This is a genomic window from Actinoplanes sp. NPDC019969, from assembly GCF_055562375.1.
The window spans coordinates 892,061-904,228 of record NZ_JBVHFK010000001.1; the positions used below are offsets into that span (position 1 = coordinate 892,061).

The window sequence follows — 12,168 nt, forward strand, 5'->3', positions numbered from 1 at the left end:
TCACTGACCGGCCTCCAGCTTCGGCTTGATCTCTTCGGCCCAGATCCGGCGCCGCTCGGCGACCGGCAGGTGACAGCGCACCCGATGCCCGCCGCCGGCTTCGACCAGCTCCGGAACCAGCGTATTGCCGAGGCCGCCGGTCCGCGGCTCGTAGACGCACCGCGGGTGGAACGAACACCCCGACGGCAGGTTGATCAGCGACGGCGGCGAGCCGGGGATCGGCAGGAGGCGGTCGGCCACCGGCCGGTCCATCCGCGGCATCGAGCCGAGCAGACCCCAGGTGTACGGGTGTTCCGGCGCCTCGAAGATCGTCTGGGCCGGGCCCTGCTCGATCGCCTTGCCGCCGTACATGACCAGGATGTCGTCGGCGAGCTCCGCCACCACGCCCAGGTCGTGGGTGATGATGATCAGCGCCGAGTTGAACTCCTGCTGCAGGTCGTGCATCAGGTCGAGGATCTGCGCCTGCACGGTCACGTCGAGCGCGGTGGTCGGCTCGTCGGCGATCAGCAGCTCCGGGTCGCAGGAGAGCGCCATGGCGATCATGGCGCGCTGCCGCATACCACCGGAGAACTGGTGCGGGTAGTCGTCCACGCGCTGGTCCGGCTGCGGGATGCCGACCCGGTTGAGCATGTCGATGGCGTGCTTGCGGGCCACCTTCTTGGACACGTTGTGGTGCACCCGGTAGGCCTCGATGATCTGGTGGCCGACCGTGTAGAACGGGTGCATCGCGGACAGCGGGTCCTGGAAGATCATCGCCATGCGCTGGCCGCGCAGCTTGCGCACGTCCTCCGGGGAGGCGTTCACCAGTTCCTGGTCGCCCAGCCAGATCTCGCCGGACACCCGGGCGTTGCGTTTGTTGTGCAGGCCCAGGATGCCGAGGCTGGTCACCGACTTGCCGGAGCCCGACTCGCCGACGATTCCCAGCGTCTTGCCGCGCTCCAGGGAGAACGTCAGGCCGTCGACCGAGCGGACCAGGCCGTCGTCGGTCGGGAAGTGGATCTTGAGATCCTGCACCTTCAGGAACGGATCGGCCATCAGCTGAGCCTCACTCGCGGGTCGATGACCGCGTACAGCAGGTCGACGATCAGGTTGGCGGCGACCACGAAGAACGCGGTCAGCATGACCACCCCCATGACCTGGGGCAGGTCGTTCTTGAAGATCGCGTCGATCGTGTACTTGCCCAGGCCCTGCAGGGTGAAGGTGGTCTCGGTGAGCACCGCGCCACCGAGCAGCAGGCCCAGGTCGAGACCGAAGATCGTGACGATCGGCGTCAGCGACGCCCGCAGCCCGTGCTTGGTGATCACGGTGCTGTTGCGCAGGCCCTTGGCACGCGCCGTTCGTACGAAGTCCTCACTCATCGTCTCCAGCATGCCCGCCCGGGTGAGGCGTGCGTACGAGGCCGAGAAGAGGAAGGCAAGGGTGATCCACGGCAGCAGCAGGCCGTGCGCCCACGCCAAGGGATCCTCCTCGATGGGTGTATAGGTGCCACCGGGCGGGGTCCAGCCGAGCCCGTAGCTGAAGATCACCAGCGACATCAGGCCGGTGAAGAAGATCGGAAGCGACACGCCGGCGAGCGCGATGCCCATCGACACGCGGTCGAAGACGCTGCCCCGCTTCAGGGCCGACACCACACCGACGGCCACACCGCTGATCAGCCAGATGATCGCGGCGCCGATCGCCAGGGAGAAGGTCACCGGCATCCGGTCGACCAGGTCCGGCCAGACCGGGGAGCGGTTGATGAAGGAGTACCCGAAGCAGGGTGCCGGGCAGGCCTCCGGGCCGGTGCCGAGGTCGTACGTCGCACCGACGAAGACGCCCTTGAGCCAGTGCCAGTACTGCAGCCAGACCGGATCGTTGAAACCGAGCCGCTCGGCGGCTGCGGCGATCTCCTCCGCGCCGGCGGAACGGCCCACGTACCGGGCCGCGAGGTTCTCCGCGCTACCACCCGCCCACCGAGGGACGAGGAAGAAGATCGAGAACGTCACCATGCTGACCACGATCAGCATGAGCAGGGCGCCGATAGTGCGCCGGATGATGTAGGTCACCACGTTGTCCGGCTTCGGGGGGCCGGCAGTTCCGAACTGTGGTCCGGAACTGCCGGCCCCCCGAGCGCCTTCACCTGCCTAACTGTCTTCGTCGGGTACTGCGTTGACGCAGGGGATTACTTAGCGGCGCCCATCATCATGTAGTCGTACTGGCCGAAGGCCTCGTTCACGAAGATGTTGGTGGCGTTCTTGCTGCGCAGGGTCAGAGCCTTGGACCACACGGCCGGCAGGACGACCGCGTTCTCCATGACCTTCTTGTCGATCTCGGCCCAGATCGCCTCGCGCTTGGCCTTGTCGGTCTCGGCGACGGCCTGGTCGATCAGCTTGTCCACGTCGGACATGTAGATGCTGAGGTTCGACGAGCCACCCGACTCCCGGATGGTGCGGCTGTCGACGATCTGCGAGAGGAAGCCGAAGCCGTCGTTCCAGTCCGCGGACCAGCCGTTGGTCATCAGGCCCAGGTTGTTGCCATCGCGGTAGCTCGGCTTGCCGGCGTACAGCGAGAAGTAGTCACCGGTGGGCAGACCCTTCAGGGTCAGCTTGATACCGACGCGAGCCAGCGACTGCTGGAGCGATTCGGCGGTGTTCTTCTCCTTCGGGCGGTCCGAGCGGTACGCCATGGTGGTGCTGAAGCCGTTCGGCTGACCACAGGCGGCCAGGGCCTCCTTGGCCTTGGCCACGTCACCCTTGTTGTCGGCGCCGGCCGGGTACAGGTCGATCTTCTGGTGACCCGCGATGTTCGGCGGCATCAGCGAGGTGGCGATCTCACCACCGGCGACCGGGCCACCGTACGCGGCCTGCAGACCGGTGCGGTCGGCGGCGTACATGATCGCCTTGCGGCAGTCCAGCTTGTCGAGCGGGGCCACCTTCGGGTTGATCGAGGTGTACCAGGTCCGGGCGGAGCCCGGGTTGTCCGACTGAGCCTTCAGGGTCGGGTCGTTCAGCACGCGGGCCAGCGAAGCCGGCTGAACACCGGTGCCGGCCATGTCGACGTCGAGGGTGCCGGCGATGAGCTGGTTGTCGATGTCGTTCGACTCCACGCCCAGCTTGACCTCGTAGCGGTCCGGGAGCGCCGGGCGGTTCGGGTCGGTGGCCTTGTCCCAGTTCGTGTTACGAACCAGGGTGAAGCCCTTGCCCTCCTGGTAGTTCTCGAACTTGTACGGGCCGGAGGAGACGACCTTCTCCTTGTACTTCACACCGGTGTCCTTCGCCTCCGGAACCGGCGCGGTGCCGGGCAGCATGGCGAAGTAGTCGAAGCCACCGAACGGCTGCTTCAGGTGGAAGACGATGGTGCGGTCGTCCGGGGTCTCGATCGCCTGATCGGTGTTGACACCCTTGGACTTGTAGACGCCCTTGTAACCCGCGGGCAGGTTCAGGAAGTCACCGAGGTAGGTCGGGCCGTGGACCAGGACGTCCTTGTCGACCGTACGCAGCACGGCGTACTTGATGTCCTTCGAGGTGATCGGAGAACCGTCGTCGAACTTCAGACCGGCGCGCAGCTTGTACGTCCAGGTCTTGCCGCCCTCGCTGGAGACACCCAGGCCCTCGGCCAGGTCGCCGACCAGCTCCTCGCTGCCCGTGCCGGGAACCGGCTTGAACATCGTGAGAGTACGGGCGTACGTCCGCAGGAAGTTCCAGGAGAGACCGTAGTAGGTGTCGCCCGGGTCGACCGAGTCCCAGTCCTCCGAGATGGCGAGCTTCAGCGTGCCGCCGGTCTTGGTGGACGGGGCGAAGATGTTGCCGACCGAGGCGTTGAACGCCTGCTCGGTGCTGCCGCCGCCGTTGGACTTCTTGTCATCATCGCCGCCCCCGCCACAGGCGGCGACGCTGAAAGTGAGCGCCGCGGTCATGACGACCGCAGTCACCGACCTTCTCCTCATCAGATAACTCCCCTTCGCTGATTTGCGTGAGATCGATCGTTGGTCATCGCGTCTTCGGGTCGAGCGCGTCACGCAGCCCGTCACCGAAGAGGTTGAAGGCGAGCACAGTGATGAAGATCGCCATACCCGGCCAGAACATGAAGTGCGGCAGCGTGTAGTAGTCCACCGCGGTGGACAGCATGCCGCCCCATGTGACACCCGGCTCGCCCTCCAACTGGCGCGCGACACCCACGCCGAGGAAGGACAGCGACGCCTCGAAGATGATGTTCGTCGGGATCAGCAGCGTGGCGTAGATCAGGATCGGCGCGACCAGGTTGGGAAGGAGTTCCTTCCACAGGATGTACGGGCCACGCGCGCCCAGACCACGAGCCGCGTCCACGAACTCACGCTCGCGCAGGGACAACGTCTGCCCGCGGATGACGCGGGCGATGTAACCCCAGTTGAAGAAGCCGATGATGAAGATCAGCAGAACGATGCGGAGACTCAGGCCGGAGAGCCCGAACGCCTCGTTCGGGATGACACCCGCCAGCGCCAGCGCGAACACCAGCACCGGGAAGGCAAGGAACACGTCCATCGCCCGGCTGATCACGGTGTCGACCCAGCCACCGAAGTACCCGGCCATGACGCCGAGCACCGTGCCGAGGATGACCGAGAGCAGAGTGGCGAGGAACGCGACCAGCAGCGAGATGCGGGCGCCGTAGACGATGCCGGCGAAGAGGTCGCGGCCGTTCGTCGGCTCGAGGCCCATCGGGTGATCCCAGCTCATCCCGCCGAACGTGCCCTTCGGCACGAACGTCTCGTCGAGCAGATCCTGATGGAACTCGTTCGGGGTGGCGCCGGTCAGCTTGACGATGAGCGGCGCGAAGAGCGCCATCAGCACCAGCAAAATGATCACGACAGCGCCACCGAGGGCGCCCTTGTCACGCTTGAGCCGGGTCCATGCGATCCGCCCGAGCGAGCGACCTTCGATCGCCTTGCCGGGAACCGGGCCCTCAGCCGGGTCCGGTGTCGCCGGAGCCTGGTCGGAGACCGTGCCGGGTCCTATGACCATGAACTGTCCGGTCCTCTCCCGGCCACCGCGCAGCGGGAGTCAACGCCAGCGGCCGACGGAGGTACACGGAACCTCTCGACCGGTGACGATGGCCCACGCAGCTGACGGCAACCGATCGGTTGTCGCATGCTTCGAGTGCCGGCCTTCGACGCGAGACCCAGTTCGGATCAGCGCACGAAGGCACTAGACGACGGGTGTGCCGTCATCGAGAGGAACATTCACCTAGTGCGGTACCCCGGGTCAAGGTCACTGACCGCACACGGACGCTTCCGTGTCTCCTCCGTGACATCGTTGTGACCTAGACTCCGATTAAACGGAAGGTACACCGCAAAAACCGCCCGCGGCACCATGCAGTGCCATTCGGGCGGCGCGTTTACTGCAACGTTACGAGTGGTGATCTCAAACAGCCCGGCGGCCCTCAAAAGCGCGACCGAGAGTGATCTCGTCCGCATACTCCAGATCGCCGCCCACCGGAAGACCGCTCGCCAGGCGGGTCACGGCGATCCCCATGGGTTTCACCAGGAGCGCCAGGTAGGTCGCTGTCGCCTCACCCTCCGTATTCGGGTCCGTGGCCAGGATCAGCTCCTTCACCTCGCCCGTCCCGAGCCGGATCAACAACTCGCGGACCTTCAGGTTGTCCGGGCCGATCCCCTCCAGCGGATTGATCGCCCCACCGAGCACGTGATAGCGGCCCCGGAACTCGCCGGTGCGCTCGATCGCCACCACGTCCTTCGGCTCCTCCACCACGCAGAGGACCTCGTTGCTCCGGCGCGGGTCACGGCACACCCGGCACTGCTCCGACTCGGCCACGTTGAAACACGTGGTGCAGAACCGGACCAGGTCCTTCACCTTGCGCAGCGCGGAGGCCAGCCGGTTCACGTCGGCCGGATCCGCGGACAGGACGTGGAACGCGATGCGCTGGGCCGACTTCGGGCCCACGCCCGGCAGCCGGCCCAGTTCATCGATCAGGTCCTGGATGGCACCTTCATACACGAGATCAGAACCCCGGCAGGGAGAAGCCGCCGGTCGCCGGGCCCATCTTCTCCTCCGTCAGCTCACGCTGCGCCTCGGCCGCGTTGTGGATCGCCGCGAGCACCAGGTCCTCGAGGGTCTCCACGTCATCCGCGTCGACCACCTTCGGGTCGATCTTCACCGACTTGTACTCCCCGAGACCGGTGACCACCACGGTCACCAGCCCACCACCGGCGGTGCCGGTCAGCTCGGCCTCGGCCAGCTCGGCCTGCGCGCGGGCGACCTGCTCCTGCATCTTCTGCGCCTGCTTCATGATCTGCTGCATGTTCGGCTGTGCACCGGGGCGCATGGCACCGCTCCTCAACTAATCGGTTCGTTGTCCACCGTCGATATGGCGCGGCGGTCGAAGTTACCGCCGCCAGCGTAGCCGCCACCGTCCTGATGCCCACCGAGACGCCACCGGACACCCACGAGAGAGGTCGGCCGCTTCCGCTCTCCCCGTCCCGTGCCCCGCGGCTGGCTCTCATGGCTGTCTCAGCAGTGCCGAGACAGCCACCACGACCAGCCGGGCAGCCCGCATCCGACCGGGACCGCTCGGCGCCGTGATCAGCAGCCTCATCAACTGCCCAACCCGCGCTCGCCACCGTCCCCGGTCCCGCCGGACCGGCTCACAGCTCGGCGATCTTCTCCGCGCCGAAGGCCTCCCGGAGCAGCTGGATCGCCTGCTCCTCACTGCTCTGCCGCGCCGTCTTCTCGTCGATCACCACGTCGAGCGGCTCGTCGCCCGGGTCGAAGCCCTCATAGGCCGAGCCGCTCGGAGGCGCCGGACCGTCGTACTCCGGGTCGTAGGGCGCCTCCTCCACCGGAGACCCGTCGGACCAGGTGTTTCCGGCCGGGCGGCCGGTCGCGGCACCCCCGGGGGCCGGCCCGCCCGCGCTGCGCGCGCCGGCCAGTGCGGCACGTGCGGCAGCCGCCCCACCTCCGGAGGCAGCACTGCCCATTCCGGTACGCGCAGCCGCCCGAGCCGCCTCCATCGCCGCCGACCGCGCCGACGCCGCTGGTGCTGGCGCTGGCGCTGGCGTGCCACTGTCCCGCGGCGCGGCCGCAACCGCCGCCCCGCCGAACGCCGACCCACCACCGAGCCCCGAGCCGCCACCGGCCCCGAGCCCACCGCCGGCGCCCGGCCCACCGCTTGGCCTCGTGCCGCCGCCGGCACCCGGCCCACCGCTCAGCCCTGTGCTACCGCTGGCACCCTGCCCACCACTCGGCGCCGTGCCACTACTGGCGCCCGGCCCGGAGCCGCTGCCGTTTGCGGAGACACCGCCTGCCACGCCTTGGCGTCCCGCAGCAGACGCAGAACGTGTCGACTCAACCGGCGGCACGGCACTCGGGCCGGCGGCCGTCTCAGCGCCCGCAACAGAGCCACCCACGACGGCCGCGCCGGGCCGCGCGGGTTCAGGCCATTCAGAGCCACTACCAGCGGCCGTTCCAGGCCGAACCGGCTCAGGCCACTCCCGCTCGCCGTCGATGGTCGCTCCGGAATGGGACTGCTCGGGCCGATCAGACCCGCCCGGTGAAGACACCGCGGACCGTGCCGGACCGGGATCGCTCTGGGCGGAAGCCCCGGGCCGTGCCGGTTCAGGCCAGTCGGTTTCGCTGCCGGTCGTTTCCGGGACGACGGTCACCCCGCCTGGGCGAACCGGCTCCGGCCACTCCGATGCCCCCGCACCGTCGACCTCCGCGACCGGCCCGGGCGCGGCGGATCGGCCGGCAACGTCAGGAGCAGCCGGGCGAACCGGCTCCGGCCAGCCGGTCTCGCCGGACCGTCCCTGATCGGAAGTCGCCCGGCTGCCCGGTGAAGCCGGTTCCGGCCAGCCCGTGTCCTCGGCGGCGTCCCGCGTACTCCCGGCAGCCCTGCCACCCGGCGCGACGGGCTCCGGCCAGCCGGTGTCGTCCGACGCTACGGAGGGTTGTGCGGCGTCCGTAGGCTCGCGCTGTTCCCGGCGGGCCGGTGCCGGGCCGTCTTCGTCGGCGTCGGCGGCCGGGGCGCGCTGAGGCCGGGACGGGCGCGATTCGGTACGGCCGGTGTTGCGCTCCGGAGCGGACACCGCGGACGTGGGTGCGGTCCGGTGGGAGGCGCCGGAGGACATGCGCCGGTCGGCGGACTGGTCACGGCGGTCCGCGGGAGCGCCGGGACGGCCCCCGCCCCGGGCCTCCGCCGAACCCACCTCGCACCGGATGCGCCAGACACCGCCGGGCGCCTTGCGGAACTCGCCGGCGATCGCATCGGTCCAGGTCAGGAAACGGTCCATGAGCGCCTGGTTCGGGGCGGCGAACACCACGGTGTTGCCGTCGACCTCGCGGACGCCGATGCCGTACTCCTGCATCGCGCGCACCTTCGGCTGGTGCTGCCCGAGCGCCTGCCAGGCTGCTCTGATCTGCTCCAGCCGCCCGTCCTCCTGCTCCGAGCGGACGGAATCCGGGCGCGCCGGCTCCGCACGAACGGCATCCGGGCGTACGGAGTCGGGCCGGCCGGCGTCCGCGGTCGAATGCTCCGATCGGCCGAGCCCGGCGCTCGCGGGATCGGGGTGGGTCTGGTGCGGCCGGGCGGCATCCGGGCGGGCCGGGACACGGCGCACCGGCTCGGGCGGGCCGGCGGCCTCGGGCGGGTCCTCGTCCCACGGGGGCGGCTCGTCGTCGTAATAGCTCGCTTCGACCGGCTCGTTGCCGCCGGCGACACGGTTCCAATCGGGCTCACCCTCCGCGGAGGCGCCGCGCGCGGGAGAACCGGCAGTCGACGGCGAAGCGCCACCGGGTCCGGCAGTGCGGTCACCACCCGGCGAAACCGGCGCAGAAGGGGCATTCGGTGCGGGAGCGACTGTCGCAGGAGCCGGCGAGACGGCCGACGCCGCTGGCGAAGGCGGAGTCGCCGGAGAGACCGGAGCCGTCGGCGAGACCGGGGCCGCCGCAGGGACCTGAGCTGCCGGAGAAACCGGAGCCGCCGCGGGGACCTGGCCTGCCGGAGCGGCCTGGCCTGCCGGAGAAACCGGGGCCGCCGGGGAAACCGGACGGACACCGCCAGGGCCGGAGGGACGACCAGCCGCCGCAGCACGGGCAGCGGCCATCGCAGCCGCCCGCCCACCACCGGCACTCGCCGCCCCCGCGTCGGCCCCGGCAGGGCCACGGGGCGCGTCGATGGCGGGGGTGGCGGGTGGGTGCTCACCTCGTACGTCAGGGGAACCGGCGGCAGACGGCGAAAGGGTGACCCCGCGCTCCAACCGCTCCAGGCGCTGCAGCAGCGCGGACGCCGAAGTGTCCGCGCCCGGCAGCAGCATGCGGGCCGTGACCAGCTCGAGCAGCAGCCGTGGCGCGGTCGTGCCGCGCATCTCCACCAGGCCGTTGTGCAGGATGTCGGCGCAGCGGGACAGGGTGGCCGCGCCGAGCCGGGCGGCCTGCGCGGCCATCGCCTCGAGCTGGTCGGCCGGGCCGTCGATCAGGCCCTTGGCGACCGCGTCGGGCACCTGCTGCAGGACGATCAGGTCGCGGAAGCGCTCCAGCAGGTCGGAGGCGAACCGGCGCGGCTCGTGCCCGGCCTCGGCGACCCGGTCGATGGTGGCGTAGGCGGCGGCGCCGTCACCGTCGGCGAGCGCGTCGCACATCTCGTCGATCAGGGCGACGTCGGTGACACCGAGCAGGCCGACGGCGCTCGAGTAGGTGACGCCGTCGGGGCCGGAGCCGGCGATCAGCTGGTCCAGGATCGACAGGGTGTCCCGCGCGCTGCCACCGCCGGCCCGGACCACCAGGGGGAGGACCGACGGCTCGACGGTGACGCCCTCGGCGTCGGTGAGCTGCTGAAGATAGGGCCGGAGGACGGCGGGCGGGATGAGCCGGAACGGGTAGTGGTGGGTGCGGGAGCGGATGGTGCCGAGCACCTTGTCCGGCTCGGTGGTGGCGAAGATGAACCGCACGTAGTCCGGCGGCTCCTCGACGAGCTTGAGCAGCGCGTTGAAGCCGGCCGACGAGACCATGTGCGCCTCGTCGATCACGTAGATCTTGTAACGGCTGTTGGCGGGTGCGAAGAACGCTTTCTCCCGCAGCTCCCGGGCGTCGTCGACACCACCGTGGCTGGCCGCGTCGATCTCGATCACGTCGATCGAGCCGGCGCCGTCGTTGGCCAGCGACTTGCACGACCCGCAGACGCCGCACGGCTCGGGCGTGGGGCCCTGCTCGCAGTTGAGCGAGCGGGCCAGGATGCGCGCGCTGGACGTCTTGCCGCAACCGCGTGGGCCGGAGAAGAGATAGGCGTGATTGATCCGGCCGCTGCGCAACGCCTGCGACAACGGCTCGGTGACGTGCTCCTGGCCGATCACCTCGGCGAAGGTGCGCGGCCGGTACTTCCGATAGAGCGCGAGTGCCACTCCTGCCCCTCTCCAACGACCGCGCCATTGTCCGTCGGGGGTACGACAAGAACCAAGACTGTCCCGCTGCCGTGGCACCGACGGTCGCCGGAACGTAAAAGACCCCTCGTGCACCCGCCAGAGCCCGCTTATCCTTGCTGCCTTCCGGCCCTGGGGAGGTTCACGAGATACACGCCGCACGAGAGGCTGATCGGAAGCATACCCTCTGAAGGAGGGGCCTGGTCGCCCCCACCCCCATGCACTCCACCCGGCGGAGTGCACTACTCTGGCGCACGGAGGATTCGCCTAGTGGCCTAGGGCGCACGCTTGGAAAGCGTGTTGGGGGAAACCCCTCACGAGTTCGAATCTCGTATCCTCCGCTCTCTTCAGTAGAGCTATCGCCGCGGGGCCGGATCGAAAGATCCGGCCCCGCGGCTTTTCTGCGTTCGGCATGCCATGCCTTGCTCCATATACAAGCTACTTGTATATTCGGTCGCCATGCGATCAACTTCGCGTGTCTCCCTGCGGGAACCGTCGTACTACGTCCTCGCCGCCCTGCTCGACGGCCGGCTGCACGGCTACGCCGTGGTCAAACGGGTCGAGGAGCTGTCCGGTGGCCAAGTCAAGCTCGCCGCCGGCTCGCTGTACTCGGTGGTGGATCGGCTGCTCGGCGAGGGCTACATCGCCGCCGACGGCGAGGAGATCGTCAACGGGCGGGCCCGCCGCTACTACCGCCTCACCGACGAGGGGCACACGGTGCTCGCCGCGGAGGCGGACCGGCTGGCGCAGGCGGCACGTGTGGTCCACGAGCGGCTGGACGGCCGCCGATCGAACTGGAGGGCTTCACCGGCATGACCCACGACATCCTGGAACGCCGCTATCGGGCGCTGCTGCGGGCCTACCCGGCGGACTACCGCGGCGAGCGCGCCGACGAGCTGCTGGAGATCCTGCTGGCCGACGGGACGCGCCGCTGGCCGGAGCCACGCCAGGCGGTCGCCCTGATCCGCGGCGGCCTGCGGGTCCGGGCCGGCGCCGCGTCGGCCCGGCCGGGGCTGGTGCTGCTCCGGCAGGGCCTGCAACTGGCGGCGATGGCCGTGCTGGCCCTGGGGGTGCTGGTCGGGATCGACGATCTCGTGGAGGCCTTCCAGTTCGGCGGCCTGGACGCCCCGCTGCTCGTGCTGCGGGATCTGGGGCCGAACCTGCTCTTCTGTGCCGCCGCCCTGGCCGCCCTGTTCCTGGGCCGGCAGCGGCTCGCGGTGGGCTTCGCGGTGGCGGCGATCGCCGTGCAGACCGCGGTCTCCCAGTACCTGTTCGCCAACGGCCTGCCGCAGTGGTGGGCCCCGGTTCTGGCCCTGCCGTTGCTGGTCATCGGGTTGCGCCGCCCGGACGACGTCCCGCTGCTGGAGCGGGGCAACGCCGCTCTGGTCACGGTGGGTGTGCTGGCGCTGCACCTGGTTCCGGTCGGCGAGTTGTGGCGGACCGATCCGGCCGTACGGATCATGGCCCTGATCGTGACCGCCGCGACGATCGTCGTCTTCCTGTGGTTCGCCACCGCTGATCAGCGCCTGTTGATCGCCGCCGCGCCGACCTTCCTGCTGGACCCGCTGCACCGGGCCATGACCGGTTCCCTGGATGCCGTGCAGACCGGGCCGTCGGTGGCCGCCGGGGTCGCTCTGGTGGCGTTCGCCGCGCTGCTGGCGGGCCGTCGCCGGGCTCGCGCCTGAGCGCTCTGAACTGCGCAGACGCCCCGCCGATCAGGGGGGCGCCGGAGCGGTCTATTGTCAGGATCGAAAACAGTGCGGGCGAGGGTCGGCTCCCGATCG

9 protein-coding genes, 1 tRNA gene and 1 other RNA gene are annotated in these 12,168 nt (G+C 69.7%); 3 read left to right on the forward strand and 8 right to left on the reverse strand.

Annotation, left to right across the window (positions count from 1 at the left end; genetic code table 11):
* From ACZ3II_RS04260 to ffs, 8 genes are all read right to left on the reverse strand, one after another.
* Positions 1–1,035, reverse strand: coding sequence for an ABC transporter ATP-binding protein (locus tag ACZ3II_RS04260; protein WP_465516148.1), 1,035 nt, complete (start codon positions 1,033–1,035; stop codon positions 1–3).
* On the reverse strand, positions 1,035–2,045 hold the full coding sequence (locus ACZ3II_RS04265; RefSeq protein ID WP_465516149.1) for an ABC transporter permease: 1,011 nt from the start codon (positions 2,043–2,045) through the stop codon (positions 1,035–1,037). The genes ACZ3II_RS04260 and ACZ3II_RS04265 overlap by 1 nt, the downstream gene beginning before the upstream one ends.
* A gap of 116 nt (positions 2,046–2,161) precedes the next feature.
* Positions 2,162–3,910, reverse strand: a complete 1,749-nt coding sequence (locus tag ACZ3II_RS04270; RefSeq protein ID WP_465516150.1) for an ABC transporter substrate-binding protein — start codon at positions 3,908–3,910, stop codon at positions 2,162–2,164.
* Positions 3,911–3,968: 58 nt separating this feature from the next.
* Entirely contained in the window at positions 3,969–4,976 is a 1,008-nt protein-coding gene (locus ACZ3II_RS04275; RefSeq protein WP_465516151.1) for an ABC transporter permease, read from the reverse strand.
* A 399-nt stretch (positions 4,977–5,375) separates the two neighbouring features.
* On the reverse strand, positions 5,376–5,969 hold the full coding sequence (gene recR, locus ACZ3II_RS04280; protein WP_465516152.1) for a recombination mediator RecR: 594 nt from the start codon (positions 5,967–5,969) through the stop codon (positions 5,376–5,378).
* A 4-nt stretch (positions 5,970–5,973) separates the two neighbouring features.
* Positions 5,974–6,273 (reverse strand): YbaB/EbfC family nucleoid-associated protein, encoded by a 300-nt coding sequence (locus ACZ3II_RS04285; RefSeq protein WP_465516609.1) that lies wholly within the window; start codon positions 6,271–6,273, stop codon positions 5,974–5,976.
* 343 nt (positions 6,274–6,616) lie between these two features.
* Positions 6,617–10,366, reverse strand: a complete 3,750-nt coding sequence (locus ACZ3II_RS04290) for a DNA polymerase III subunit gamma and tau (protein ID WP_465516153.1) — start codon at positions 10,364–10,366, stop codon at positions 6,617–6,619.
* A gap of 94 nt (positions 10,367–10,460) precedes the next feature.
* Positions 10,461–10,557: signal recognition particle sRNA small type (ffs, locus tag ACZ3II_RS04295), an RNA gene on the reverse strand.
* 83 nt (positions 10,558–10,640) lie between these two features.
* On the opposite strand from ffs, the gene ACZ3II_RS04300 reads away from it, so the two are divergent.
* The 3 genes from ACZ3II_RS04300 (at position 10,641) to ACZ3II_RS04310 (ending at position 12,069) form a co-directional block, all read left to right on the forward strand.
* Positions 10,641–10,725 (forward strand) — tRNA-Ser (locus ACZ3II_RS04300).
* 118 nt (positions 10,726–10,843) lie between these two features.
* On the forward strand, positions 10,844–11,200 hold the full coding sequence (locus ACZ3II_RS04305) for a PadR family transcriptional regulator (RefSeq protein ID WP_465516154.1): 357 nt from the start codon (positions 10,844–10,846) through the stop codon (positions 11,198–11,200).
* The gene (locus tag ACZ3II_RS04310; protein WP_465516155.1) at positions 11,197–12,069 is read left to right on the forward strand and encodes a hypothetical protein; all 873 of its coding nucleotides are present in this window, start codon (positions 11,197–11,199) and stop codon (positions 12,067–12,069) included. Before ACZ3II_RS04305 ends, ACZ3II_RS04310 begins: the two co-directional genes overlap by 4 nt.
* The last annotated feature ends 99 nt before the right edge of the window (positions 12,070–12,168 follow it).

Excerpts from the sequence above, each read along its gene's own strand:
- ACZ3II_RS04285 (WP_465516609.1), bottom strand. The coding sequence starts at position 6,273 with ATGCAGCAGATCATGAAGCAGGCGCAGAAGATGCAGGAGCAGGTCGCC.
- ACZ3II_RS04305 (WP_465516154.1), top strand. The coding sequence starts at position 10,844 with ATGCGATCAACTTCGCGTGTCTCCCTGCGGGAACCGTCGTACTACGTC.
- ACZ3II_RS04310 (WP_465516155.1), top strand. The coding sequence starts at position 11,197 with ATGACCCACGACATCCTGGAACGCCGCTATCGGGCGCTGCTGCGGGCC.
- ACZ3II_RS04260 (WP_465516148.1), bottom strand. The coding sequence starts at position 1,035 with ATGGCCGATCCGTTCCTGAAGGTGCAGGATCTCAAGATCCACTTCCCG.
- ACZ3II_RS04275 (WP_465516151.1), bottom strand. The coding sequence starts at position 4,976 with ATGGTCATAGGACCCGGCACGGTCTCCGACCAGGCTCCGGCGACACCG.